The following is a 24,942-nucleotide window of genomic DNA, read 5'->3' on the forward strand; positions in this document are numbered from 1 at the left end:
GTCGTGTCCCTCCCGATCAGTTCAGAACGAACAATCGTTCTTCGGTCATGTCGCGGATCGAGAACTTCGGCCCCTCGCGGCCGATTCCGCTGTCCTTCACGCCGCCGTAGGGCATCTGGTCCGAGCGCCAGCGCGACGTGCCGTTCACGATCACGCCGCCGGTGCGGATGGTGCGGATCGCCGACAGCGCCAGGTCCAGCGAATTCGTGTAGATGCCGCATTGCAGGCCGTAGGCGCTCTCGCTGATCGCCGCGAACAGCGGTGCGATGTCTTCATACGGCTGGATGCTGAACGCCGGGCCGAAGATCTCGTCGGACACCACGCGCATGTTGGGGTTCACCTGGCTCAGCACAGTGGCGCCGAGTTGCGCGCCGCGGCGCTTGGCCGCGCGCAGGGCGCAGGCGCCCGCCTCCACGGCCTCGGCGACCATGCCTTCCACGCGGATCGCGGCCTCTTCGTCGATCAGCGTGCCGACCTCGGTCGCCATGTCCAGCGGATCGCCGAAACGGATGGCGTCCACCTCCTGCAGCACCGCGTCGACGAAGCGGTCGTGCATGCGCTTGTGCACGTAGACGTTCTGCACCGACACGCAGCTCTGGCCTGCCAACGCCACGCCATTGCGCGCACAGGCCTTGGCAGCTGCGGCGATGTCGGCATCGTGGTGCACAAAGGTGGGCCCCACGCCGCCCAGCTCCAGCGCCACGCGCTTCATGCCCACGGCATCACGGATCAACTTGCCGACGCGAATCGAGCCCGTGAAGCTCACGAAGTCCACGCGTGGATCGCTGACGATCCTCGGACCCACGATGTCGCCATAAACGGTGTTGATGGCACCCGCAGGAAAGCCCGCCTCCAGCACCGTCTCGACCAGCTGATGCACGCACAGCGGCGCCTTGGGCGAAGGCTTGAGCACCAGCGCGTTGCCGGCCGCAAGGGCCGGGCCGAGCTTGTGCGCGCTCAGGCTGATCGGGCCGTTGAAGGGCGTGATGGCAGTCACCACGCCGACCGGATAGCGCATCAGCATCGCGATCTTGCCGGCACCGATGGTGCTGGCGTCCATCGGGATGTGCTCGCCCTGGATGCGCACGGCCTCTTCGGCGCACAAGTGGATCAGCTCGGCTGCACGCTGCGTCTCGACGATGGAATCGCGCAGCGCCTTGCCGGTCTCGCGCGCCATGGTGCGGCCGATCTGCTCGGTGCGCGCCGCCACCAGGTCGGCAGCGCGGTGCAGCAGGCGGGCACGCTCATGCCCCGGAAGCGCCGCCATCGCGGTCTTGGCCCTGCGCGCTGATTCCAACGCGTCCTCGCCGTCCTGCAGTGACGAGATGGGGGCCAGCGCAATGACATCGCCACGATAGGGGTCGCGAACATCGTGTGTCTGCTCGGCTTCGCGCCATTGGCCGTCGATATGCATGCGGATGCGCACAGGCGGGGTGCTCGAGTGTTCTTCGGTGCTCATGAGGTCTCCTTTGCGGGGCAGTGTAGGAAGCGCTCCGCGCCGCAGTCCATGGCGAATTGCGAAAGCTCGTGTCCCGGTTTTCCGCACAGCTGGCGCGCCGGCGGCGGCGCGCGTGATGTTCGAGAAACGAGCACACCGCATCCCGAAAACAGGCATGGACCCGCGGCGGTACCGCTTCCTAAACTGCGCCATCGACACCCCAACGCTTGCAGCAGGCACCATGACGGCAACCGCTCACCACTCCCCGGAGACACCGCCCAACCAACCCGACCTGGTGCTCGACCTGGCAAGCTTCGCCGCCAACATCGACACCGCGCGGTTGGACCGCAATGTTGTCGAAGCCGTCAAGACCAACATCCTCGACACGCTGTCGTGCGCGCTGGCCGGCTCCTCGGCCAAGGCCATCGCCGAGGTCTCCGGTCTGGTGCAGGAATGGGCCGGCACGCCCCAAGCGGACATGTTCGTGTTGGGCGGCAAGTTCCCGGCCCATCACGCGGCCCTGATCAACGGTGGCATGTCCCATGCGCGGGACTACGACGACACGCACGACGCTGCCATCCTGCACGCCGGCGTCACGGCCGTGCCGGCCGCCATAGCGGCCGCGCAGCTGCGCGGCGGCGTATCGGGCAGCGAGCTCATCGCGGCCGTGGCCGCCGGCCTGGAGGTGACCTGCCGCCTGGGCGTGGGCGTCAAGGTCGACATCGTCGAGAGCGGCTTCATCTACACGTCGCTGCTGGGGTACTTCGGTGCCACGGCAGCAGCCGGCCGCGCGCTGGGGCTGAACGACGAACAGATGCGCAATGCATTCGGCATCGTCTACAGCTCGGTGGCTGGCAACCACCAGGTCACGCGCGACGCCTCCCTGATGAAGCGGCTGCAGCCCGGCTTGGCGGCGCAGGCGGCGGTGCTGGCGGTGCAGCTGGCGCAGCGCGGCATCCGCGGCGCACAGGAGGTCTTCGATGGCGCCGACGGTTTCATACGCGTGTACCTGCAAGGCCGCGTGGACCGCGAGGTCGTGCGCAAGGACCTGGGCCAGCGCTTCGAGCTGTTGAACCTGAGCTACAAGCCCTACCCCTGTTGCCGCGATACGCATTCCGCGATCGACGCGGCGCTGGAACTGCGCGCAAAAACAGGCCGACCCGCGAGCGACATCGAGGCCATCCGGGTCGGTGTGACGGCACCCGGCTACCAGATGGTGTGCGTACCTGAAGCAGTCCGACTCGCGCCGCGCACCATCGTCGAGGCGCAGTTCAGCATTCCCTACACCGTGGCGGCCGCCTGGATCGACGGCCGCATGGGCATCGGCCACTTCTCCGACGAAGGTCTTCAGCGCGAGGACATCCTGGCGCTGACCACGCGCGTAAGGCCCTATGTGGACGCCGACATCGAACGCGACTGGAGCCGCTTCGTGACGCCGGCACGCGTGGTCGTGGAGTTCCGCGACGGGCAGACCGTGGAGACACGCATCGACTACCCCAAGGGGCACCCCAGGAACCCGATGCTGCCGGCCGAGTTCACCGCCAAGACAGCCGACTGCGCGACCTTTGCCGCACGGGCGCTTCCGGCCGACACGGCCGTGCGGCTGACTGAAACCGTCGGTCGGCTTGAATCGGTCGCCGACATCGCCGAACTGATGCGCACCATCACCTGACCCAAGGGCGGGCCGCGGCCCAGGCGCCTTGCGCGTGCCGCGATCGTCGCGGCCGCCCCTTCACTCACAAACGATAAACGGAGACTGCATGGACAAGAGAACGCTTCTGAAAGCGGCCGCACTGAGCCTGGGCCTGCTGGCCGGCACTGCCATTGCGCAAGGCGGTGGAGATCCCATCCGCATCATCATCCCGCTGAGCCCCGGCACACCAAGCGACTTCGCCACGCGCATCGTGGCCGCCACCATGGCCGAGAACTTGAAGCGGCCCATCATGATCGACAACAAGCCCGGCGCCAACGGCGTGCTGGCCATGCAGGAGCTGATGCGTTCCAAACCCGATGGCAACACGCTGATGCTGGGCGGTATCTCGCCGATGGCGCTGAACGTATCGGTCGTCAAGAACCTGCCTTACGACCCGCGCAAGGATGTCACGCCCATTGGCGGCATCTACAACGCCTTCCAGGGCTACATCGCCTCGAACCAGCTGCCCGTGAACAGCTTTGCCGAGCTCGTCGCCTATGCCAGGAAGAACCCGGGCAAGGTCTCGGTGGGCCACTACTCGGCACTGACCAAGATCCAGTTTGCAGCGCTCGGCCGTCTGGCCAAGCTCGACCTGCTGATGGTGCCGTACAAGTCGACCACCACCACCGCCACCGACGTGATGGGCGGCACGCTGGACGTCAGCATCGTCGACTCGGCCACCGCGATCACGATGGCCAAGGGCGGAAAGCTGAAGGTGCTGGCCATATCGCTGCCCGAGCGCAGCGAGCTGGCGCCGGGGCTACCGGCCGCCGCAGAGACGGTGCCTGGCCTGTCGGTACCGGCCTGGTCGGGTCTGATCGGCCCGGCCAACATGCCGGCCGACGTCGTGCAGAAGCTCAACGCAGGGCTGAACGCAGCGCTGCGCGACAAGGCAACCATCGCCAAGCTGGCCGAGAGCGCTGTGCAGCCGTGGCCCACCACGCCGGAGCAGTTCGCCAAGCACGTCGAGGCGGAGACCGCGCGCTGGAAGAAGGTCGCGCAGGACGCCGGCATCCAGCCCGAATGAGCGGACGCCTCCTGTCGACAGTGAATCAGGAATCGAGATGAGCTATACGCCCCCCGTGAAGGACATGTTGTTCGCGATGCGCCACCTGGCGCAGCTCGACCGCGTGGCCGCCCTGCCCGGCTTCGAGGACTTTGGTCCCGACACGGCCGAGGCGGTCCTCGAAGAATCCGCCCGCCTGTGCCGCGGGGTCATCGCGCCGCTGAACGCGGTGGGCGACCGCCAACCTTCGCACTGGCACGACGGCGAAGTCACGGCCACGCCGGGCTTCAAGGAGGCGTACCGGCTGTTCGCGGAGGGCGGCTGGCAAGGCCTGGCCCATCCGCAGACCTACGGCGGCCAGGGCGCGCCCAAGCTCATCTCCGCGGCCTGCGCCGAGATGCTGCACGCGGCCAACGTCTCGCTGGGTCTGTGCCCCATGCTGACCGACGGCGCCATCGAGGCGCTGCTGACGGCCGCGAGCCCGGCCCTGCGCGCCAGGTACGCGCCGCAACTGATCGCCGGCAACTGGACCGGCACCATGAACCTCACCGAGCCGCAAGCCGGCTCTGACCTTGCAGCCGTGCGCACGCGCGCCGAGCCGCAGCGAGACGGCAGCTACCGCATCTTCGGCACCAAGGTCTTCATCACCTGGGGCGAGCACGACATGGCGGACAACATCGTCCACCTGGTGCTGGCCCGCCTGCCCGATGCGCCGCCGGGCGTGAAGGGCATCAGCCTGTTCGTCGCGCCGAAGTTCCTGGTCAACGAAGACGGCAGCCTGGGCGCGCGCAACGACGTGCAGTGCATCAGCATCGAACACAAGCTGGGCATCAAGGCCAGCCCGACGGCGGTGCTGCAGTTCGGCGGCGCGCAGGGCGCGACAGCCGAACTGGTCGGCGAGGCCAACCGCGGCCTGGAGTACATGTTCGTGATGATGAACGCCGCGCGCTTCGCCGTGGGCCTGCAGGGCATCGCCGTGGCCGAGCGCGCCTACCAGCAGGCACTGGCTTTTGCGCGCGAGCGCGTGCAGGGCCGCGCGCTCGGCAGCAGCGATGCGGCGCCGCCCATCGTCCAACACCCTGATGTGCGGCGCAAGCTGCTCACCATGAAGGCATCCATCGAAGGCGCGCGGGCACTGGCCTACGTGGCCGCGGCGGCCGGCGATGTGGCACACCATGCGGCGGACGAAGCCGAGCGACGCGAGAATCAAGCGCTGTACGAATTCCTGGTGCCGGTCGTGAAGGGGCACAGCACGGAGATGGCGGTCGAGCTCGCCAGCCTGGGCGTTCAGATTCACGGCGGCATGGGCTTCATCGAGGAAACCGGCGCCGCGCAGCACTACCGCGACGCGCGCATCCTCCCCATCTACGAAGGCACGACGGCGATTCAGGCGAATGACTTCCTGGGGCGCAAGACGGTGCGTGACGGCGGTGCCGCGGCCAAGGCCGTCTGTGCGCGGGTCGCAGAGACCGAGCACGCGTTGGCGGAGACGCAGGGCGAGGATTTCCGCGTGATGCGTCAGGGGCTGCATGCCGGAAGGATGGCGTTCGAGTCCGCGGTGGATTACGTGCTGGCCAACGCGAAGGAGCGGCCCGTGCAGGTCTACGCGGGGGCGGTGTCGTATCTGCGGCTGGCGGGTGTGCTGCTGTGCGGCTGGCAGATGGCAAGGACGATGCTTGCAGCGCACGCGAGGCGCGAAGAAGACCTGGCATTCTGCGAGGCCAAGATGGCGACAGCGCGGTTCTATGCCGAAGCGGTGATGCCGCAGGCGTTGGCGCTGGAAGCGGCGTTGCTGCGTGCAGGGGGAACGGTGGAGCGGGTCAGGTCGGAAATGCTGTGAACATGCCCGTTTGCCTTGACCACGTCACCGTCCCCTCGAGCAACCGGGTTGCGTCTGCCAAGCTGCTCGCAGAGCTGCTCGGTGTCCCATGGGCAGAACAAGGGGCCGTCGGCGCGTACTCTCCGGTGTACGTCAATGCCGGTCTGACGCTCGACTTTGCGCAAAGCGACGGCGCTTTTCCGAAGCAACACCTGTGCTTCCGAGTCGGGCAGGAAGACTTCGACGTGATCGTGCAGCGTATGCGAGCCGCAGGCGTTCCGTTCCGTAGCCTGCCGCACGGTCCGGATGACAGCAAGGTCGCTTCGGTGTACGGAGGCCGTCGCATCTACTGGAACGAACCCGATGGTCATGTGTGGGAGCTGCTGACAGTCAGCTACAAGCGTCAGCCTCCCGCGGATTGTGAGCTTGGGGCGCCTGATCAACCGGCGTAGTGGATCGACAGAGATCACCGCCGCGCCAACGGCGCCATCCTCCGCATGTCCGGCCAGGCCTCGGCCGCCGCATCCACGAACGCGCGGATCAGCGGATCGTTCCCACGGCTTGCCACATGCGCGATGAACTGCGGGTACTCCGCGCGTGCCAGCGGTGACAGCGCCAGATAGCCTTCCTGCTCGCCCTGCAATGCGTACTCCTCGCGCATCAGCAGCATGCCCACACCCGACTGCACGAGCGCACGGGCCAGCGCGGAGTTGTCGAAGCGTACGACGCTGTTCAACTCCAGGCCTTTCTCTGCAAACAGCTTCTCCATCATGAACGCGTACGAGAGGTTGGTGTCGCTGGGCGTGATCCATGGCAGCTCGGCCAGTTCGGTCCAATCGGCGGATTCGATCTTCTCCTTCCAGGCCACCGGCCCCACCACACGGAAGTTCACCGTCGCCATCTCGTAGTAGGTGAAGCCGGCGTCGACCGCGCGGCCGAGCAGCATGCCGATGTCGATCTCGCCTGTCTTCAGCGCCTGCCGCGTGCCGGCGGACGCACGCGCCCGCAGGTCGACGGTGATCAGCGGGTGTTTGGCACGCAGTTCGGCAATCACGGGGCCGATGCGGCTGGAGGTGGGGTCGCTGCTGGCGCCGACGATCAGGTTGCCTTCGACCTTGCCACGGATGTCGCGCGCGAACGATGTGAATTCGGCCGCGCCATTCAGCAGCTCCTTGGCCTGGCGCATCAGCATTTGCCCCGCGCGCGTGAGTTCCAGGCTGCGGTTGGTGCGCACGAACAGCTGCAGGTCCAGGTTCTCTTCGATCGCGCGCACATGGGCGCTGGCGGCCGATTGGCTCACGTGCAGCCGCTCGGCCGCACGCGTGAGATGCTGCTCCTCCGCCACGGCGACGAAGGTGCGCAGCTGGACCAGATCGATCATCATGGTTCGTCGGGCCCTTGTACGAGAGTTGTCGAGGCCAACGATTTTCGTGCGATACCGCACGCTGGCGCAGCGGGGTTTCCCGCGTGCGCTTCAAGGGGCCGGCGGACGCGTGCGCTCGAAGGCAGGCTCATGGACGGCAAAGGCGGCCAACCAGCTCGCCAGGCCGGGACTGGACGGGCGCCATGCCACGGGCTGGCGTCGGTCGAGAAATCCCAGCGCGCAGGCCAGGCCGATCGTCACCGCATCGGTCTTGGTCGGGTCCGGCGGCGCGGCCTCGAAGAACGCGAGCGCGCGCCGGATCTTGCCGCGCTGGTGCTCCAGCCATTCGGACGAACGCCGCTCGGTGTCGTGGTAGCGCTCCTCGTAGATGATCAGCGCGCCGGCATCGATGATGCCGTCCGCCAGCCGTGTCTGCGTCAGCATCGCGATGCGCTGCGGCCCTGCGTTCGGCAGCAGCCTGTCGGTTGCGGCCACCCATTGCAGGAACTCGAGGATCACGCTGCTGTCGTAGATCGCCGTGCCATCCTCGCGGACCAGGCAGGGGTATTTGCCCAGCGGGTTCTGTTCCCGCAGCCTCTCGTCCGCCGCGTCGGTCGGCGCCAGCGTGACGCGGTCCGCCAGCCCCAGCACATCGATCGCCATGCGCACCTTGCGCACGAACGGCGACGTGGGCGAGGACCGCAGCACGAAGGTTTCGCCAGTCAATGTCATCGGCGCCTTTCAGTGGAAGGACCGCCCGCCGTCCACGGCCAGCGCGGCGCCGGTCACATAGGACGATTCGGAACTGGTCAGGTACAGGATGGCACGCGCGATCTCCTCGGGCTGCGCCAGGCGCTGCAGCGCGTAGTTGCTCACGTTCGCGCGCACGCCGTCGGCCATGGGCGTGTCCACCAGACCGGGACACACCGTGTTGGCGCGGATCGCGGGGGCCAGTTCGGCCGCAAGCGCACGCGTGAGATTGAGCGCGCCGCCCTTCGACGCCGAATAGGCCGTGCGGTTGGGCGAGTTGGGCAGCAGCGCTTGCCCGGATCCGACATTGACGATGGTGGCGTCCGCCGCCTTCTGCAACCACGGCAGGCAGCAACGCACGACGATGTAGCCGCCCGTCAGGTTGATCTCCAGCACGCGGCGCCATTGATCCACGCTGACTTCGAGCACGGAGCCGCGCAGCATGACGCCGGCGGCATTGACCACGCCGTCGATGCCGCCCATGCGGGCTGCGCCGTCTGCGACGGCACGCGCCACGGAGGCTTCGTCCGTGACATCGGCCTCGCAGGCATGCGCGCCGGTCTGCTGCGCAGCCTGCCGCAAAAGATTGGCGTCTCGGTCCAGCAAGGTCAGTGCCGCGCCTTCCGCAGCGAACAGTGTGGCGGTCGCACGGCCGATGCCAGATGCCGCGCCGGTGATCAGGATGCGGCGGCCATGCAGGCGTTTGACAGGGTCTTGCACGGGTGTCTCCTTCATTTCTTGGGTAGGCCGGCCAGTTCCACGAGACGGCCCCAGCGCTGGATCTCGGCATGGACGAAGCTGCGCAACTGGCTGGGCGTCATCGGCATGGGGTCCATGGCCATCTTCTGGATGGCGACCTTGGTCTCGGGGCGAGACAGGCTCTTGGCGACTTCAGCGTTCAGCCTGTCGACGATGGCCGCATTCGTGCCGGCAGGCGCGAACAGTGCCGCCCAGGTCACGACCTGCACGTCCTTGTAACCGGCTTCGCCCATGGTCGGCACGTCGGGCAGCAGCGGGTGGCGTACCTTGCCTGTCACGGCCAGCACCTTGAGCTGACCGTTTTGCACGAAGCCCATCGACGAAAAGGGATCGACCAGCAGCGCGTCGATCTGCCCGCCCACGAGGTCCGTCAGGGCCTGCGGCGTTCCGCGATACGGCACGTGCGTGATATCCACGCCTGCCACGGATTGCAGCAGGGCCGCTGCGATCTGGCTGGACGTGTTGCCGCTGCCGAAGCTCAGTGGTCTGCTGGCCGAGCGCGCCTTGGCCACGGCAATGAAGCTCGCGACGTCGGACGCCGGAAAGTCCTTTCGCACCAGCAGGGTCAACGGGATGCTGATCAAGCCCGCCACCGGCTCGAAGTCTTTCTCGGGGTCGAAGGCCAGGTTGGCATACAGCGTCTTGTTCACGGCATGCGCGGAGTTCGTGCTCATGAACAAGGTGTAGCCGTCGGGGGCCGCCCGCTTGGCAGTCATGGCTGCGATGTTGCCGTCCGCACCGGCCTGGTTCTCGATCACGATGGGCTGGCCCAGGCCCTTGCGCAGGTCCTCGGCGATGACGCGTGCTGTCCCGTCCGTCGCGCTGCCGGCGGGGAACGGCAGGATCAGCTTGATCGGCCGGTTGGGAAAGGTCTGTGCCAGAACAGGGCCTGCGGCCACGCCAAGGCAGGCTGCCGCCAACAGCAGCCATCGCCGTGCGATGTTCATCACGCGTCTCCTTGCTTCTTTGTCTTTTCGTGGAATTTCGGCCACAACACGCGTACCAGTTCGCGCGTCGCGCCATAGGCGTAGCAGCTGTCGATCTTCAGCGGCCGGCCGTTCGCGTCCACGCGCTCGGCGCGTCCGCGGTTCACCTGGCTCAACGACTGGAATGCCGTCGTCGCCATCGGGATCAGCAGCTCCATCAGGTGCGTGCAGGCACGCTCGCCACCCAGGCGGCTGCGGACTTCCCTGCTCCAGCCGCTGGCCATGCGCAGGCCGACCAGCGACTGCAGCGCATTGCCACCATCGGGGCACGCGTCGTAAGGCGCGGCCTCGGTAAAGGTCGCCACGGCGTGGATGGTGAGATCGCGGTCGTACACCAGGCGAACACCCATGTCGTGGACCGCTTCACCGGCCGGAAAGCGCTTGTCGCCATTTGCGGGCACGAAGTCGTAAGGCTTGCGATCGGTCACGCGGCCTTCGAGCTCGAACAGGTCGTCGCTGCGCCGCCAGGCACGCATGTCGATGCGGCGCCAGTGCAGTTCCTCTTCGCGGGTTGCGGCGGAGTTCATGACGTCAGCCGAAAATCGGTGCGCGCTTTTCGAGGAAAGCGTTCACGGCCTCGCTGTGATCCGGCGTCTTGTGGCACACGGCCTGGTACACGGCGGACAGTTCCAGCACCTCGCTCAGCCGCGCATGAATGGCCTCGCGCAGCAAACGCTTGGTCAAGCGGATGCCGTGTGCGGCGTTCACGGCGATGCGGTCGGCCATGGCGCGGGTTGCGGGCAGCAGTTCCTCGGGCGCCACCACGCGCGACACCAGGTTCCAGTCCAGCGCCTGACGCGCATCGATGGTGTCGCCCGTCAGCGCCATCTCGGCCGCGCGCGACATGCCGACGATGCGCGGCAGCAGCCAGGCGCCGCCGTCGCCAGGAATGATGCCCAGCTTGATGAAGCTCTCGGCGAACTTGGCCTTCTCGGACGCGATGCGGATGTCGCACATGCAGGCGAGGTCCAGCCCGGCGCCGATGGCATGGCCGTTGATGGCGGCCACCACCGGGACCTCCAGGTTGAACAGCGACAGCGCCAGGCGCTGGATGCCGCGCCGGTAGTCCTGGCGGATGTCCATCTCGCTGACCTCGGGCGAGGCCTGGCGCTTCATCTCGTGGATGTTGCCGCCGGCGCAGAACGAGGGGCCGTTGGCCGCCAGGATCGCGCAGCGCACGCTGCGGTCGTCGTGGATGCGCTCGATGGCGGCCAGGAATTCGGGGATGGCCGTGTTGCCGGTCAGCGGATTGCGCTGCTCGGGCTGGTTCATGGTCAGCGTGACGACGGGGCCGTCTTGTTCGTAGAGCAGGAAGTCGGGCATGTCAGAGGTCTCACAGGGTTTGGTTGTCGATCACGAAGCGAAAGCGCACGTCGCCGGCCAGCAGCCGCCGGTAGGCTGCGTCGATGTCGTCGGCCGCGATCACCTCCACCTCGGCGGCGATGCCGTGCTCGGCGCAGAAGTCCAGCATCTGCTGCGTCTCGGCGATGCCGCCGCTGCGCGTGCCGGCAATGGAGCGGCGGTTGGTCAGCAGCGCGGCGGCCGGCACGCTGAGCGGCACGGCGGGCACCGCCAGGTTCACGTACACGCCATCGAGCGCCAGCAGGCCGAGGTAGCGGTCCAGGTCGGCATGGATGGGCACGGTGGAGACCACGATGTCGAAGCTGCTGTCGAGCGCCGTGAAGGTGTCGGGTTCGTTGCTGAGCCGGTAGTCGTCGGCCCCCAGGCGCAGCGCATCCTCGCGCTTGGCCGGCGTGAGGTCCAGCACCGTGGTGTGCGCACCCAGCGCGCGGCTTATCTGCACGCCCACGTGACCCAGGCCGCCGAATCCAAGGATGGCCACGCGCTTGCCCGGCCCCGCGCCCCAGTGGCGCAGCGGTGAATACATGGTGATGCCGGCGCACATCAGCGGCGCCGCGTTCTGCAGCGCGATGGAGTCGGGGATGGCCACGACAAAGGCCTCGTCCACGACCACCTCCTCGCTGTAGCCGCCAAAGGTGGGCTGGCCGTCACGTCCGATCGCACCATAGGCCAGCGTTCGGCCGCCGCTGCAGTACTGCTCCAGGCCGGCACGGCAGTTGTCGCACCGACGGCAGGCATCGACCATGTTGCCTACGCCCACGCGGTCGCCGACGCGGTGGCGCGTAACCTCGCTGCCCACCGCCAGCACGGTCCCGGCCATCTCGTGACCCGGCACCAGCGGATAGATGGTCTTGCCGCGCGTGCTGCGTGCGTGCTCCACGTCGGACTGGCAGATGCCGGCGTAGGCGATGGCGATGTGCACGTCGCGCGGCCCCGGTGCGCGACGCTCGATGGTCGTCGGCACGAAGGGCTGCCGCGGGCCGCAGGTGCAGCGGGCCTTGACGCGAAACATCACTCGGGCCGGATGTTGGCCTCGCGCGCGAGGCGAACCCAGCGCGTGGTCTCCGAGTCGATCATGGCCTTCAGTTTGTCAGGCCCCATCTCGAGCGGCGTCGTGCCATGGTTGGCGTATTTCTGGATCAGGTCCGGCATCTTCTGCGCCTTCAGCACGGCATCGCTCACGAGGGTGACCAGTTCGCGCGGCAGGCCGGCCGGCCCGACCAGTGCGTTCCACGACGGGAAGTCGAAGCCCGGCAGCGTCTCGGCAATGGCGGGCCAGTCGGGCGTGGTCGGGTTGCGCTTCAGGGAGGACACGGCCAGCGCGCGCAACTGCCCGGATTTGACCTGGGCCTGCGCGTTACCCGGGTCGGTCAGCGTGGCGAACAGCACGCCGCCGATCACGTCGCTGATGGTCGCGGGGCTGCCCTTGTAGGGGACGGGCAGCAGCTGGATGCCGGCCATGTGGCTCATGGTGGCGATCTGCGTTTGCACAGAGGTGGTCGAGAAGCCCACGCTGACCTGGCCGGGCCGCGACTTCGCGTAGGCGATGAACTCGCCGAAGGTCTTGATCGGTGAATCGGCCTTGACCATGAGCACGTGGTTCGTCAGGCTCACGCCCGCGATCGGTGTCAGGTCCTTGCGCGGGTCGTAGCCCATGTTCTTCACGAAGGCCAGGTTGGCCGCCAGCGGCGAGTTCGAGCCGCACAGCAAGGTCTTGCCGTCCGGAGCGGCGCGGACCACTTCGAGCGTGCCGATACCGCCGTTGCCGCCCGCCTTGTTGTCGATGAAGTAGTTCTGGCCGTTGATCGCGCCGACCAGCGGCAGCAGCATGCGCGTGGCGTAGTCGTTGGAGCTGCCGGCCGGCAGCGGCACGATGACGCGCACAGCGCCGCCGGGGCCCTTGGCCTGAGCCCAGGTCTGCCCGGCGGGCACCGCCAGGCCCAGGGCCGCCAGCGCTTTCAGGATGTCTCGTCTTTCCATTTTTCAGTCTCCAGCCGTGTCCTGAGCGTTCAGCCCAGCACGGATTTGTATTCCATGAATTCCTCGATGCCGAAGCGGCCCCACTCGCGACCCACGCCGGACAGCTTGAAGCCGCCGTGCGTGCCACGCTTGTCCAGTGGCGCGCCGTTGATGCGGACGCGGCCCACGCGCAGCCGCGCGGCGACGGCACGGGCGCGATCCGGATCTGCAGACCACACGCCGGCCGCCAGGCCGTAGACCGAGTCGTTGGCGATGCGGATCGCGTCTTCCTCGTCGTCGAACGGGATCAGCACGACCACCGGGCCGAAGATTTCCTCGCGCGCGATGCGGCTGTGGTTGTCGCCCGAGAAGATGGTCGGCTGCACGTACCAACCGCGCGCCAGACCCTCGGGTGCCTCGGCGCCCCCCGTCAGCATGCGCACGCCCTCCTCCCGCGCCTGGCGGATGTAGCCGCGCACGCGCTCACGCGCGGCCGCAGTCGACACCGGGCCCAGCGTCGTGCGCTCGTCGAGCGGGTCGCCCAGCACATAGCTGCGCGCCTTGCGCACGGCCAGATGCTCGGCTTCGCCCAGGCGGTCGCGCGGCACCAGCATGCGCGTGAGGCCGCCGCAAACCTGGCCGGTGTTGCGCAGCGCGTCCTCGATGCCGCCTTCCACGGCGCGCGCGAAGTCGGCATCGCCCAGGATGATGTTGGGCGACTTGCCGCCCAGCTCCAGGTGCACGCGCTTGATCGATTCGGACGCGACCTCCATGACGCGGCGGCCCGAGCGCACCGAGCCCGTGATGGACACCATGTCGACCAGCGGATGCGCCGCGATGGGCTCGCCGACCTCTGGCCCCGTGCCGCAGACCAGGTTGAACACCCCCGCCGGCAGGCCGGCTTCAGCGCAGAGTTCCGCGAACACAAAGGCGGTCAGTGGCGCGACCTCGGAAGGCTTGAGCACCACAGTGCAGCCCGCCGCGATGGCCGCGCCGGCCTTGGAGATGACGGAGCGCAACGGCGCGTTCCAGGCCGTGATGGCGCCGACCACCCCCGACGGTTCGCGTTGCACCCGGGTGCTGCCGACCTGGTGCACCCATTCGATCTGGTCGAGCGATTCGGCGACGATGTCCAGCTCTTCGACCGCGCCCTGTACTTGCGTCTTGCGCAGCGCCGTGATGGGGTAGCCCAGCTCGCCGACCAGCGTCTGCGCGATCTCCTCTGAGCGCGCCTCGGTCAGCCGCGCCAGCCGTCGAAACAAGGTCACACGGGTCAGGGTGCTGCTGCGCGACCAGTCGGGGAAGGCGCGTACGGCCGCCTGCACGGCGCGGTCCACGTCGTCGGCGGTGCCGCGCGGCACGGTAGCGATCACCTGTTCGGTGGCTGGGTTCACGACGGTCAGAACTTCGCTGCCGGTGGACGGCACCCAGGCGCCGTCGATGTAGATCTGGTTGCGTTCGATCATGGTCTCACCACGCTTCTTCAAGGATCTGTTGCAGTTCGGCGGCTTCGCGCACCGGGCGCGGATTGCCTTTGAGGAACCAGTCGCCCATGGCCAGCGCGGTCGTCTCGGGCAGTGACTCTCGCGGCACGTGCACGTCGCGCAGGCGGCGCGGTACGGCCAACTCGTCGAACAGGCTCGCGAGGGTCTCGACCACGCGCTGCTCGGGCGTCTGCGTGGCGCTGCGCTGCAGGTCCAGCGCGGCAGCCACCTGCGCCATGCCGGCAGCAGCGGCCTCGGCGTTGAAGCGCAGCACGTGGGGCAGCACGATGGCGTTCACGGTGCCGTTCTCGATCTCGTGGCGCGCGCCGATCGCATGGCCCAGCACCGTGGTGATGCCGGCGGCCGTGTGGTCCGTCCCCTGTCCGCAAAGAATCGCCGCCAGCACGAGCTGTCCGCGCACGGCCGCATCGTCGGCGCGCGCGGCCTGCGGCAGGTGCTGGGCCAGAAGGCGCAGCGCCTGCATCAGGGCGCCTTGGGCAATGGCGTCGTGCGAGCGCGAGGTCAGCCCCTCGATCGCCATCGACAAGGTGTTGATGCTGGCGCTGGCGACCAGGCCGCGCGGTGCCGAGAGGATCATCTCCGGGTCGATGAACACCGACTGCGCACGGGTCTTGGGGTCGAACATCGCCAGCCGCTGGCCGCTCGCGGGGTCGAACACGGCGCTTCCGGCTTTGACCGTGGCCGTGGTCGGCGTGGTTGGCACGATGAACTGCGGCAGCTTGGGCGCTGCGAGCTTGGGGCTGCGCAGGCGGCCGCCGGCTTCGGTCACGGTGCACAGCTCGGACACCGGCTTGCCCTCGGCCACCAGGATGCTGGCCGCACGCGCCGTGACGATGGCCGAGCCGCCGCCGACCGCGATGACGGCATCGGCCTCGACGCGGCGCAACAGCGCGGCGGCGTCCTCGACCGAGGCGACTGGGCTGTGGCCGAGCACCTCGCCGTAGACGCCGGCGCAGCGCGCGCCCAGGGCTGCGCGGATGCGCTCGAACAGTGGGCCTTTCGCCAGCCAGTCGCCGCAGACGACGACGGCCCGCTGGCTCTTGATGCGGTCCAGCTCCCGGCCCAGGTGCGTCAGGCTGTCGGGGCCGTGGTACAGCCGCAGCGGCGGCGTGATGTGTTGGAAGTTCTGCATGGCACTCAGCTTTCGTTCTGCAGTTCGGCCCGGACTTGGGCGCTGATGGCCGCCTTGTCCACCTTGCCGGTGTGATTGGTCGGAAGCGGCTCGCGCTGCAGCCGCCATTGACTGGGCACCGCGAACGAAGCGATCTGGCCGCGCAGCTGGTCCTGCAGTTGCTGCGGCGTGAAGTCGGACTCGGTCACGACCACAGCCATGACTTCCTCGCCCAGGTCGCGGTGCGGCACGCCGAACACCACGCTCTCGGTCACGCCCGGAATGTTCAGCAATGCGCGCTCGATCGCAGCGGGCGCGATGTTCTCGCCGCCGCGGATGATCATGTCCTTGCAGCGGCCAGTGATCCACAGGTTGCCTTTGTCGTCGAGCCGGCCCAGATCGCCGGTGCGCAGCCAGCCCTCCTCGTCGATCGGCGATTCATCGAGCCCGAAGAAGCCGGACATCTGCGTTGGCGAGCGCAACAGGATCTCTCCGTCGGGCAGGCCGGGATGCGGGAGGAAGCGAATCTCGACGCAGGGCAGCGGTTTGCCGGCGGAACCCAGCTCGTCCAGAGCCTCCGAGCCGGCGGCGGCCGTGGCCTGCCCGCCGTTCTCCGTCAGGCCGTAGCCCGTCGGAATTCTGGGACTGACACTGGGCAACTGGGTGCGAATGCGCTGCATCAGTTCCGCATGCACCGGCGCGCCACCGATGCTGATGGACTTCAGGCTGCTCAAGTCCCGGCGCGGCACATCCGGATGGTCCAGCAGCCGCATGACCATCGTCGGCACGGCATTCCAGCGCTTGACCTGGTTGCGTTCGATGGACGCAAGCACCTCGGCGGGGTCGTACCGTCCCTCCGACAGCACCAGCGTATCGCCCACGACGACAGCCCGCATCAAGGTCTGCATGCCGCCCACGTGGAACAGGGGACCGGTGATCAGCGTCACGTCGCGCGCCGTCTCGTCGATCTGGTGCGGCAGCTTGCGCGTGATGTGCAAGGTCATCTGCAGGCGCGCCAGCAGCGCACGGTGCGATAGCACCACCGCCTTCGGTTGGCCCGAAGTGCCCGAGGTGAAGATGATGAGAGCGGTCTCCTCCTCGTTGCCTGGGGTCTGCGAATCCGGGACAGCGGGGCTGCCTTGGCCGTCCTGCAGCATGGGGATGCCCCAGGGGCCGCGGCGCGCGCTCGCCGGCACGCGGATGGCGCAGCGCTCGTCGGCCAGCGTCATGGCGGGTTGCAGGGCCGCCAGGCCGTTGCCGACCTCCATCGAGCTCCACCAGGCGTTGGCCAGCACCGGTACGGCGCCTGCGAGGAAGCAGGCCCAGAAGTTGACCACCCACTCCGGACCGTTCCAGCCGAGGATGAAGATGCGGTCCCCGCGGCGAATGCCCAGTTCGGCGAGCTCGCGGGCCTTGGCGACGGCGCCACGGTGCAGGTCGTCGAACGAGAGAACCCGCTCGCCCTGGATGAGGTGGGGCCGCGCGCCCCAGCGCCCGGCGAAGGCCAGCACGTGCTCGACCCGGCGTGGGCGCTCGGTGTACATCCGGTACGGGATCCCGCCGACCGTTTCGATCGAGATCTCCTTGCCCCATGGCTGCGCTGCTGACGACATCGATGTCTCCATGTTGGTTCTCAAGGCTTGCGGTAGCGATCGAGCATCGCGTTGTCCTGGCCGAGCGCCGGCGCAGGCTTGGCGGGGCACCACTCGCCGTCGAACTTGATCGGGATCCGAACGCTGCGGATGGTGCCGACCTGGCCCGGATACTCGACCTCGGCGATCGCGCCGGAGCCGCTTGCGGCCTCGACTTCCAGCGCCTCGCCGAGACTGCGCACCACGCCACAGGGAATGCCTGCCACCTGCAGCCGCTGCACGATGTCATCGGAGGTGAACCCGGAAAACACCTCGCCGAGCAGTGCGTCGCATGCGTCGCGGTGGACGACGCGTGAAGCGGCGGTGACAAAACGCGGATCGTCGGCAAGCTCAGGGCGGTCCATGGCCTGGACGATCTTCTTCCACGAACCATCGCTGAACGTGGACAGCAGGATGTTTCCATCCGAACCTGCGTACTGGCCGTATGGCACCACGCCCGGATGTCGGGACCCCATCCGCTTGGGTGTTTCGCCGGTCACGAAATACCGCGTGGCGTTGTAGACGGAGAGCGACAGCAGCGAGCTCATCATGCTGACTTCGACCAGGCTGCCTTTGCCGGTCCGCGATCGCTTGAGCAGTGCCGCAAGAATGCCGTGCACCGCGAACATGCCGGAGGACAGGTCGGCCACTGGAAGCCCCAGCTTGCTGGGTGGGCTGTCGCCTTCTCCGTTCAGGCTCATGACGCCGGATTCGGCCTGCACGATCAGATCGAAGGCGGCCCGCCGGCTCTCGGGTCCGGTCCCGCCGAAACCCGAGATCGAGCAATAGACAGCCCGTGGATTGATCTTGGAGATCACGTCGTAGCCGATGCCGAGGCGCTCGGCGACGCCGGTGCGGAAGTTCTGGATGAAGACGTCGCAATCGGCAGCCATCGCGAGAATGAGCTCTCTGCCCTCCTCGGACTTCAGGTCGAGTTCCACCGATGCCTTGCTGCGATTGATGGTGGAGTGGTAGAAGCTCACGTCGCCCTGCAGGGGTGCGATGTGGCGGGTGTCGTCGCCGGCCTCGGGCACTTCGACTTTGATCACCTCCGCGCCCATCTCCGCGAGCAGCAGCGTCGCGTAGGGGCCGGAGAGATAACGCGTCAGGTCGAGGACGCGCACGCCGCTGAGCGGGAGCGCCGCGCCCTCTGCTTCACTGGCGCCATCTTTGTGCAGCGGCTCGGCAAACAAGGTGTCGATGGATTTGGTCATGGTCGTCTACGTCCCTGCTTCGTTCTGCGAAGGTCCGGTGGCTCAAGCGGCCGGGCGCCTGGGCAGGACCACCACCGCGGTGCCGGGCATGCATTGCTGGCCACGCTGGTTAGTGGCCCAGGTGGTCAGGCGAACGATGTGACGGCCTTCGGTGTCGACCTCCTTGGCATCGACGCGCCCGCCCAGGCGCACGACGTCGCCCAGATACACATGCGAACGGTACTGACCGGTCAGCGCGAGCAGCTGGCCGGCATCGCCCATCCAGTTGGTCAGCGAATGGATCTGCCAGCAGGTGCGCTGAATGCCCACGTCGTAGGCGATCTGCGCGCCTTGCAGCTGGGCCGCGTAGTCGTTGTAGTGCACCGAGTAGACCGGCTCCAGGGCATGGGTGCGCGGGTCCCGGAAGGCCCATTTGGGATGCTTGTGGTAGCGCTTGAGCGCCACCGAATGCGCGGCCACTCGCGGGATGGGCGCGGCGCCGGCGGCGATGAAGGCAATGAAGTCCGTCAGGCCCAGCGGGCCCTTGGTGATGACGTCCATCTCTTCGCCGACCTGTACATCGTCCCAGTAGCGAGGCGTGGCGCCACGCGGCTTCTCGGCCAGGATCTGTTCCTCGATCGCGGCGATCTCTTCTTCCTTCCAGGGATGGGGCACTTCGATGGCCCGGCTTTCGCGGCGCGCCTGCATCTCGCCGCGTTCGAAGCGCATGCGCGAGCAGATGAAGGTGGCCTTCAGGTCGCCCTCGTCGTTGCGGTACTCCTGGCGCAGGTAATCCTTGATGCGGCGGCCGCCGAAGTTGCTGTCGGCAATCGGGCCGTCGAAGCCGTCGAAGACGACCTTGGCGGTGATCTTCTCGCCCACGCGGATCGGCGCGCCGAAGGTCATCTTGGTCTCGGCGTGGAAGCCGCCCAGGCCCGGCCAGCCCACCTGCACCGAGCCCAGGCAGGCGAAGATGAAGCTGGGCGGCGCTACCAGCGTGCCGTGAGGGCCTTCATTGGCATAGGCGCTGTCGGTCCACAGCGGGTTGTCGTCGCCAATGCCTTCGCAGAACCGCATGACGGCGAGGCGCGTGGCGTACTCGTTGTTCAGGCAGGACTCGGTGCGCAGCTCGGTGCCGATCAGCGCGCGCATGTCGGCCAGCATCTTGTCGGTGAACTTTCCCAGGGCCAGCTCCTTGGTGATGCCGGCGTCGGTTGTCTCTTGGGTGGTCATGTGTGCGGTTCCAGGTTCGTGTTGGCGATGACGAACTGTAGGTTTGCGAGGGGCGCGGCGTCCATGCGTCTTTCCTGCAACCGGCATGCAGAAAAGCCGGTCACAGATTGCGCGCGTTCGCCAAAGCAGGACGCGGGGTCGCGAAGTTCGGCATGGACGTGGCGGCTTCCCCGTTCCTAGACTGCCCGCCAGACCGGAGCGCCGTCCGCGCGAACCCGGCCACATCGTCAAGGAGACTCATGGGCAGCACGCATTCCTCAACGCATGACGGGCCGCTGGCGCTCACTGCACAGCTCGCACGTTTCGTGCACCAGGCACGCTGGCAGGACCTGCCGGCCACGGTGCAGCACGAAGCCGTACGCGCTGTCGTCAACTCGGTCGGCTGTGCCCATGGCGGGGCCTCCAGCCCAGCCGTGACCCACGCACTCGCAGGGCTCAAAGGCCTGCAGGCCGGCGGCGCCTGCACGGTACTGGGCACGCCGCACCGGCTGGACCCCTTGAATGCGGCGATGGTCAATGGCCTCAGCATTGGCGCGCACGCGTTCGACGATGCGCACCTGGCGACCGTGGCGCATCCCGGCGCGCCGGGCGTCGCGGCGCTGCTGGCCCATGCCGAACGGCATCGGGTCGCGGGCACCGACTTCCTGCTGGCACTGGCGCTGTCCAGCGAACTGCAATGCCGGCTCAGCTGCGCGCTGGCGGTGGGGCCCGCACAGTGCGAGCTCGGCTGGTACATGACCGGTGTGACCGGCGCCGTGGGCGTGGCGGCTGCCGTGGGCAAGCTGATGGGCCTGCCGGAGCGCCAACTGGCCTGGGCCATGGGCCTGGCCGCCTTGCAAGCCGGCGGCCTGCGCGCCTCGCATGGCAGCATGAGCAGTGCGCTGATCCCCGGCCATGCTGGCCGCGAGGGTCTGCTGGCCGCGCACATGGCCGCCGCGGACTTCAGCTGCCACGACGACGCGCTGGGTACCACACACGGCCTGCTTCAGCTCTTCGGCCGCCCGGCGAACGCCGAGGCGCTGACGCAGCGGCTGGGCCAGCACTGGGAATGCATGAACGTCTCGCTCAAGCCTTTTCCCGCGGGCTGTCTGACGCATGCGGTCATCGACGCCTGCCTGCAGCTGGTACGGCTGCACGAATTCGCCGCCGACGACATCGAGCACGTGCAGTTGTGGGTGCACCCGCTTGCGGAAGGCCTGACCGGCCGCCGCCAGCCGCAGCACAGCTTCGACGCGCAGGCCAGCATCTACCACTGGGCAGCAGCCGTGCTGCGCCACCGGCGCGCCGGCCTGGTCGAGGCTTCGGACGCCTGCGTGCATGAGCCGCAGGTGGTGGCGCTGCGCACGCGTGTGGTCGCGACGGTGGACGAGACGCTGGCCCTGGACGCCGCGCGGGCCGCCGTCACACTGCGCGATGGCCGGCGCCTGGAAGCCGCCGTGGGGCCCTGCATCGGCTCGGCCGCGCGGCCCATGACCGACCAGGAACTGGACGCCAAGCTGCTGCGCCAGGCCGGCGACGTACTGGGGCAGGACCACGCCATGCAGCTGTCGCGCCACTGCTGGCAGATCGCAGAGGCCGCCGACGTGGCTGGCGCCGCACCCGGCTTCTGGGGCCCCGCCCCCTTGCTCACCACCCTGCTCGCCAACAAGGAAACACGATGAAACCCATTGTTCGCAGCCTGGCCGTGATGAGCCTCGCAGGCCTGATGGCCCACCCGGCCGTGCACGCCCAAGCCCAGGCTTACCCGACCCAGCCGATCCAGCTGGTCATCCCCTACGTGCCGGGCGGCGGCAGCGACAGCCTGGCGCGGGTGCTGGCGGAGACCATGAGCGCGCGCCTGGGCCAGCGCATCGTGCCCGAGAACAAGCCCGGCGCCGCGACGATGCTGGCAGCCGCCCAGGTGGCGCGTGCCAACCCGAATGGCTACACGCTGTTGATCAGCACGCTGGCGCATTCCCTGAACCCGAGTCTGCAGCCGCAGCTGCCCTACGACCCGGTCAAGGACTTCGAGTTCATCGGCAAGATCGGCAGCTTCGGCTTCCTGCTCGTCACGACGCCCAAGATGGAGGTCAGGAACCTCCAGGACTTGGTCGCCCGCATGCGGGCGCAGCCCGGCCAGCTGCAGTTCGGCTCGGCCGGCATCGGCTCGCCCATGCACCTGGGCGGCGAGTACCTGAAGCACCTGACCAAGACCGACGCGATCCACGTGCCCTACAAGGGCGAAGGCGCGGCGCTGACCGATCTGCTGGGCGGCCACATCAGCTTCATGCTGTGCACGGTGGCGACCTGCGCCGCGCGCGTGCAGGACGGCTCGCTGAAGGCGCTCGCCGCACCTTCGCCCGCCCGGCCGGCGCTGCTGCCAACGGTGCCGACCAGTGCCGAGGCCGGCTTGCCGGGCTACGAGATCTACACCTGGATCTTCCTCGCCGCGCCCAAGGGCACGCCCGCGCCCGTGGTGCAGCGGCTGGACCGCGCGCTGAACGAGGTGCTGGCCGACGAGAAGTTTCGCGCCCGGGTGACCGCCATGGGCGTGGACCTGGAAACGCGCAGCTCGCCGGCCGCCACCAGGCAGCTGGTGCAGGCCGAGATCGAAATGGCGGCCTGTGATCAAGGCCTCCGGCATCACCCTCAATTGAACGGACAACGCATGAACACCTCAGCTTCCGCCCACCCACGCCGCCCGTCCCACCCGCCGCGCCATCCTCGCCGCCGCCCTGGCTGCGGGCAGGGGCCGGCCTCGATGCCAAGCCCTGGCGAACGCCTCCACCGATGCCCATCCCTACCTACCGCGGCAACCAGCACCGCCCACCACGGATCTGCTGGCCTGGCAGGCCCGCGCCGACGCCGAGCCTGCGCTCGAGCCCGGCCTGCCCATCGTCGACCCCCACCACCACCTCTTCAACGGCACAGCGGACAAGCTGTACTACCGGCGCGAAGACATGGAGCAGGACCTGTCGACCGGACATCGCGTGCTGGGCACGGTCTACATCGCGGCCTATGGTGCAGGCTGGCGCAGCGACGGGCCACAGGCCATGCGCTCCATCGGCGAAGTCGAGCGCATCGTGCGCCTCAGCGCCCAACCGCTCGCGACAACCCAGGGCCCGTGCCGGCTGGCGGCGGGCATCGTCTCGGATGTGGACATGATGCTGGGCGAAGAAGCGGCCGGGGTGCTCGAGGCACACGTGGCGGCCGGCGCCGGCCGTTTGCGCGGCGTGCGCCACTACACGACCTACCACGACGGCCAACTGGCCAAGTTCATTCCGAATGCGCCGCGCCACGCGATGGCGGATGCGCGCTTTCGCCGGGCGTTCGCGCAACTCGAACGCCACCGGTTGAGCTTCGACGCCCTGGTCTATCACACACAGCTGCGCCAACTCGCCGAGCTGGCGGACGCTTTCCCGCGCACGACCATCGTGCTCAACCACCTCGGCATGCCGGTCGGCGTGCTGGACTTCGCGTCGCAGCGTGCAGAGGTGCGCCGCGATTGGGAGCGCGATCTGCGGGCGCTGGCCCAGCGGCCGAACGTGGTGGTGAAGGTCGGCGGCATGGGCATGCCGATCTTTGGTTTCGGCTTCGAGCACGGTGATCGGCCGGCCACGACGCAGGCATTGGTGCAGGCCTGGCAGCCGCTGATGCAGGTCTGCATCGAGGCCTTCGGTCCGGCGCGCTGCATGTTGGAGAGCAATTTTCCGGTGGACAAGCAGTCCTGCGGCTACGGGCAACTGTGGAATGCGTTCAAGCGCGCGACGGCCGAACTGTCGGTCGCCGAGCGCAAGGCTCTGTTCTACCGGACCGCCTGCCAGACTTATCGCCTGCCGGAGCTGCAGGCCGAATGCGATTCGGCGTGGCCCGCGGCCTGAAGGCCCTGCGCAGGGTGCGGGAGGCCGCTTGCGGCCTTCCCGATCAGCTCAGGAAATCACGCCCGCCGCTCGCAATGCCACCAGTTCCTCCGCGGACCGGCCGAGCCAGCCGCCATACACCGCCTCGTTGCAGGAACCCATCGGCAGGCTGGGCGCGATCGGGCGCCGCGCCGTGCCCTCGAACACCAACGGCGAATGCATGAGCACCACGCGACCCAGGTCAGGATGCTCGACCCACTGCAGTTGGCCGCGCGCATGCATGTTCTCGTCGACCATCACTTCTGCCAGCTCGCGCACGGGCGCGCAGGGTACCTTGGCGGCCAGCATGCGGCGCGCCACGTCGTCACGTACTTGCCCGCGGGTCCAATCCTCGATCAATGCGTCGACGGCCTCCACGTTCTGCACGCGCGCTGTGCGCGTTGCAAAGCGCGGGTCGTCCTTCAGGTCACCGCGGCCCATCACGTCGAGGATCGCGCGGAAATGGTGGTCGCCAGGCGCGTTCAGCACCACGTGGCCGTCGGCCGTGGCGTAGACGTTGTAAGGCGACACGCCCAGGCCGCCATGGCGATTGCCGGTTCGTGCGGGCGCTTCTTCGCCCCGTGCGTGCAACATGCCAAGGTTGGAGGCGAGCGAGGCATAGGTCGCATCCTGCATGGAGACCTCGACGACTCGGCCCTCACCTGTCCTTTCGCGTTCGTACAGCGCGGTCATGATGGCTCCGTACAAATGGATGCCGGCCATGAAATCGCAGAGCGCGGCGCCGGACTTCACGCCGGGCTGGTCGGGGTGCCCCGTGGAACTGATCACGCCGCACATGGCCTGCATCACGAGGTCCATCGCCGGGTAGTTTCGGTACGGGCCGTCCTTGCCGTAGCCGGAACTGGAGCCATAGATGAGGCGCGGGTTGATCTCGTGCAGCGCGGCAGCGCCAAGGCCCAGGCGGTCCATCACGCCGGGTGCGAAATTTTCGACCAGGATGTCGGCGCGCTCGACCATCTCACGCAGCAGCTGGCGGCCCTGCTCGGTCTTCAGGTTCAGCGTGACGGGCTGCTTGTTCGAGTTGAGCATCGCGAACGGCAGCGCCACGCCGCCCAGGTCGCCGCGGCTGCGCAGATTCTCTCCGCTCAAGGGCTCGACCTTGATGACTTCCGCGCCGGCCATGGCCATGAGGAACGTGGCGTACGGGCCGTTGTAGATGTGCGAGAGGTCGATGACGGTGATGCCGGCAAGCGGCAAGGGTTTCGTGGGCTCGGTCATGAGGGTCTCCGGGTGAA

The 24,942-nt window shown here is 68.0% G+C and carries 22 protein-coding genes; 6 read left to right on the plus strand and 16 right to left on the minus strand.

Translation table 11 applies throughout. The features are described 5' to 3' along the window. Nucleotides 1-16 precede the first annotated feature (16 nt). Nucleotides 17-1,459, minus strand: a complete 1,443-nt coding sequence (locus GXN78_RS02915) for an aldehyde dehydrogenase family protein (RefSeq protein WP_204162194.1) — start codon at nt 1,457-1,459, stop codon at nt 17-19. Nucleotides 1,460-1,679: 220 nt separating this feature from the next. Here GXN78_RS02915 and GXN78_RS02920 point away from each other — a divergent pair, with 220 nt between their 5' ends. The 4 genes from GXN78_RS02920 to GXN78_RS02935 all read left to right on the plus strand — a co-directional run bounded on the left by GXN78_RS02920 (nt 1,680) and on the right by GXN78_RS02935 (nt 6,408). Next, nucleotides 1,680-3,110, plus strand: a complete 1,431-nt coding sequence (locus GXN78_RS02920) for an MmgE/PrpD family protein (protein ID WP_164255350.1) — start codon at nt 1,680-1,682, stop codon at nt 3,108-3,110. A gap of 88 nt (nt 3,111-3,198) precedes the next feature. Beyond that, a complete protein-coding gene (locus GXN78_RS02925; RefSeq protein WP_106558188.1) occupies nt 3,199-4,158 on the plus strand; it encodes a tripartite tricarboxylate transporter substrate binding protein in 960 nt (319 codons plus the stop codon). Nucleotides 4,159-4,195: 37 nt separating this feature from the next. Further along, nucleotides 4,196-5,977 (plus strand): acyl-CoA dehydrogenase, encoded by a 1,782-nt coding sequence (locus GXN78_RS02930; RefSeq protein ID WP_106558187.1) that lies wholly within the window; start codon nt 4,196-4,198, stop codon nt 5,975-5,977. A gap of 2 nt (nt 5,978-5,979) precedes the next feature. Beyond that, the gene (locus GXN78_RS02935; protein WP_106558186.1) at nt 5,980-6,408 is read left to right on the plus strand and encodes a VOC family protein; all 429 of its coding nucleotides are present in this window, start codon (nt 5,980-5,982) and stop codon (nt 6,406-6,408) included. 14 nt (nt 6,409-6,422) lie between these two features. Here the strand turns inward: GXN78_RS02935 and GXN78_RS02940 are convergent, their stop codons facing one another. The 13 genes from GXN78_RS02940 to GXN78_RS03000 all read right to left on the minus strand — a co-directional run bounded on the left by GXN78_RS02940 (nt 6,423) and on the right by GXN78_RS03000 (nt 19,808). Next, on the minus strand, nt 6,423-7,340 hold the full coding sequence (locus GXN78_RS02940) for a LysR family transcriptional regulator (RefSeq protein ID WP_093111425.1): 918 nt from the start codon (nt 7,338-7,340) through the stop codon (nt 6,423-6,425). Nucleotides 7,341-7,430: 90 nt separating this feature from the next. Continuing rightward, nucleotides 7,431-8,051 carry a glutathione S-transferase N-terminal domain-containing protein gene (locus tag GXN78_RS02945; RefSeq protein WP_106558185.1) on the minus strand — a complete coding sequence of 207 codons (621 nt, stop codon included), beginning with the start codon at nt 8,049-8,051 and terminating at the stop codon, nt 7,431-7,433. Nucleotides 8,052-8,060: 9 nt separating this feature from the next. Continuing rightward, nucleotides 8,061-8,789, minus strand: a complete 729-nt coding sequence (locus GXN78_RS02950) for an SDR family NAD(P)-dependent oxidoreductase (protein ID WP_239142584.1) — start codon at nt 8,787-8,789, stop codon at nt 8,061-8,063. 11 nt (nt 8,790-8,800) lie between these two features. After that, nucleotides 8,801-9,775, minus strand: a complete 975-nt coding sequence (locus tag GXN78_RS02955) for a tripartite tricarboxylate transporter substrate binding protein (protein WP_106558183.1) — start codon at nt 9,773-9,775, stop codon at nt 8,801-8,803. Next, the gene (locus GXN78_RS02960) at nt 9,775-10,341 is read right to left on the minus strand and encodes a DUF2889 domain-containing protein (RefSeq protein WP_106558182.1); all 567 of its coding nucleotides are present in this window, start codon (nt 10,339-10,341) and stop codon (nt 9,775-9,777) included. Before GXN78_RS02960 ends, GXN78_RS02955 begins: the two co-directional genes overlap by 1 nt. 4 nt (nt 10,342-10,345) lie before the next feature. Continuing rightward, complete coding sequence (locus GXN78_RS02965; protein ID WP_106558181.1) at nt 10,346-11,137, minus strand: crotonase/enoyl-CoA hydratase family protein; 792 nt, start codon at nt 11,135-11,137, stop codon at nt 10,346-10,348. A 10-nt stretch (nt 11,138-11,147) separates the two neighbouring features. Beyond that, nucleotides 11,148-12,188, minus strand: a complete 1,041-nt coding sequence (locus GXN78_RS02970; RefSeq protein WP_106558180.1) for an NAD(P)-dependent alcohol dehydrogenase — start codon at nt 12,186-12,188, stop codon at nt 11,148-11,150. Then, nucleotides 12,188-13,156, minus strand: a complete 969-nt coding sequence (locus GXN78_RS02975) for a tripartite tricarboxylate transporter substrate binding protein (protein ID WP_106558179.1) — start codon at nt 13,154-13,156, stop codon at nt 12,188-12,190. Before GXN78_RS02975 ends, GXN78_RS02970 begins: the two co-directional genes overlap by 1 nt. A gap of 29 nt (nt 13,157-13,185) precedes the next feature. Continuing rightward, complete coding sequence (locus GXN78_RS02980; protein WP_106558178.1) at nt 13,186-14,601, minus strand: aldehyde dehydrogenase family protein; 1,416 nt, start codon at nt 14,599-14,601, stop codon at nt 13,186-13,188. 4 nt (nt 14,602-14,605) lie between these two features. After that, nucleotides 14,606-15,772, minus strand: coding sequence for an iron-containing alcohol dehydrogenase family protein (locus GXN78_RS02985; protein ID WP_106558177.1), 1,167 nt, complete (start codon nt 15,770-15,772; stop codon nt 14,606-14,608). 5 nt (nt 15,773-15,777) lie between these two features. Then, nucleotides 15,778-17,364, minus strand: coding sequence for a class I adenylate-forming enzyme family protein (locus tag GXN78_RS02990; protein ID WP_106558176.1), 1,587 nt, complete (start codon nt 17,362-17,364; stop codon nt 15,778-15,780). 20 nt (nt 17,365-17,384) lie between these two features. After that, on the minus strand, nt 17,385-18,575 hold the full coding sequence (locus GXN78_RS02995; protein WP_164255351.1) for a CoA transferase: 1,191 nt from the start codon (nt 18,573-18,575) through the stop codon (nt 17,385-17,387). Nucleotides 18,576-18,638: 63 nt separating this feature from the next. Next, on the minus strand, nt 18,639-19,808 hold the full coding sequence (locus GXN78_RS03000; protein ID WP_106558174.1) for a MaoC family dehydratase N-terminal domain-containing protein: 1,170 nt from the start codon (nt 19,806-19,808) through the stop codon (nt 18,639-18,641). Between the two features lie 239 nt (nt 19,809-20,047). On the opposite strand from GXN78_RS03000, the gene GXN78_RS03005 reads away from it, so the two are divergent. Continuing rightward, entirely contained in the window at nt 20,048-21,469 is a 1,422-nt protein-coding gene (locus GXN78_RS03005) for an MmgE/PrpD family protein (protein WP_164255352.1), read from the plus strand. A 112-nt stretch (nt 21,470-21,581) separates the two neighbouring features. On the opposite strand, the gene GXN78_RS41025 is transcribed toward GXN78_RS03005, so the two are convergent. Continuing rightward, entirely contained in the window at nt 21,582-21,722 is a 141-nt protein-coding gene (locus GXN78_RS41025) for a hypothetical protein (RefSeq protein ID WP_239142585.1), read from the minus strand. A 1,025-nt stretch (nt 21,723-22,747) separates the two neighbouring features. Between GXN78_RS41025 and GXN78_RS03015 the strand changes: the two genes are divergently transcribed. Beyond that, a complete protein-coding gene (locus tag GXN78_RS03015) occupies nt 22,748-23,668 on the plus strand; it encodes an amidohydrolase family protein (RefSeq protein WP_164255353.1) in 921 nt (306 codons plus the stop codon). Between the two features lie 48 nt (nt 23,669-23,716). On the opposite strand, the gene GXN78_RS03020 is transcribed toward GXN78_RS03015, so the two are convergent. Beyond that, nucleotides 23,717-24,925 carry a CoA transferase gene (locus tag GXN78_RS03020; protein ID WP_106561273.1) on the minus strand — a complete coding sequence of 403 codons (1,209 nt, stop codon included), beginning with the start codon at nt 24,923-24,925 and terminating at the stop codon, nt 23,717-23,719. Between the last annotated feature and the right edge of the window lie 17 nt (nt 24,926-24,942).

The organism is Variovorax sp. WS11, from assembly GCF_010499245.1.
Classification (GTDB): Bacteria; Pseudomonadota; Gammaproteobacteria; order Burkholderiales; family Burkholderiaceae_C; genus Variovorax.

Coding starts and splice junctions, on each gene's coding strand:
- GXN78_RS02975 (WP_106558179.1), bottom strand. CDS start 13,156: ATGGAAAGACGAGACATCCTGAAAGCGCTGGCGGCCCTGGGCCTGGCG.
- GXN78_RS02935 (WP_106558186.1), top strand. CDS start 5,980: ATGCCCGTTTGCCTTGACCACGTCACCGTCCCCTCGAGCAACCGGGTT.
- GXN78_RS02940 (WP_093111425.1), bottom strand. CDS start 7,340: ATGATGATCGATCTGGTCCAGCTGCGCACCTTCGTCGCCGTGGCGGAG.
- GXN78_RS02980 (WP_106558178.1), bottom strand. CDS start 14,601: ATGATCGAACGCAACCAGATCTACATCGACGGCGCCTGGGTGCCGTCC.
- GXN78_RS02945 (WP_106558185.1), bottom strand. CDS start 8,051: ATGACATTGACTGGCGAAACCTTCGTGCTGCGGTCCTCGCCCACGTCG.
- GXN78_RS02915 (WP_204162194.1), bottom strand. CDS start 1,459: ATGAGCACCGAAGAACACTCGAGCACCCCGCCTGTGCGCATCCGCATG.
- GXN78_RS02990 (WP_106558176.1), bottom strand. CDS start 17,364: ATGTCGTCAGCAGCGCAGCCATGGGGCAAGGAGATCTCGATCGAAACG.
- GXN78_RS02930 (WP_106558187.1), top strand. CDS start 4,196: ATGAGCTATACGCCCCCCGTGAAGGACATGTTGTTCGCGATGCGCCAC.
- GXN78_RS02965 (WP_106558181.1), bottom strand. CDS start 11,137: ATGCCCGACTTCCTGCTCTACGAACAAGACGGCCCCGTCGTCACGCTG.
- GXN78_RS03000 (WP_106558174.1), bottom strand. CDS start 19,808: ATGACCACCCAAGAGACAACCGACGCCGGCATCACCAAGGAGCTGGCC.
- GXN78_RS02955 (WP_106558183.1), bottom strand. CDS start 9,775: ATGAACATCGCACGGCGATGGCTGCTGTTGGCGGCAGCCTGCCTTGGC.
- GXN78_RS02970 (WP_106558180.1), bottom strand. CDS start 12,188: ATGTTTCGCGTCAAGGCCCGCTGCACCTGCGGCCCGCGGCAGCCCTTC.
- GXN78_RS03020 (WP_106561273.1), bottom strand. CDS start 24,925: ATGACCGAGCCCACGAAACCCTTGCCGCTTGCCGGCATCACCGTCATC.
- GXN78_RS02925 (WP_106558188.1), top strand. CDS start 3,199: ATGGACAAGAGAACGCTTCTGAAAGCGGCCGCACTGAGCCTGGGCCTG.
- GXN78_RS02960 (WP_106558182.1), bottom strand. CDS start 10,341: ATGAACTCCGCCGCAACCCGCGAAGAGGAACTGCACTGGCGCCGCATC.
- GXN78_RS02920 (WP_164255350.1), top strand. CDS start 1,680: ATGACGGCAACCGCTCACCACTCCCCGGAGACACCGCCCAACCAACCC.
- GXN78_RS02985 (WP_106558177.1), bottom strand. CDS start 15,772: ATGCAGAACTTCCAACACATCACGCCGCCGCTGCGGCTGTACCACGGC.
- GXN78_RS03005 (WP_164255352.1), top strand. CDS start 20,048: ATGGGCAGCACGCATTCCTCAACGCATGACGGGCCGCTGGCGCTCACT.
- GXN78_RS03015 (WP_164255353.1), top strand. CDS start 22,748: ATGGAGCAGGACCTGTCGACCGGACATCGCGTGCTGGGCACGGTCTAC.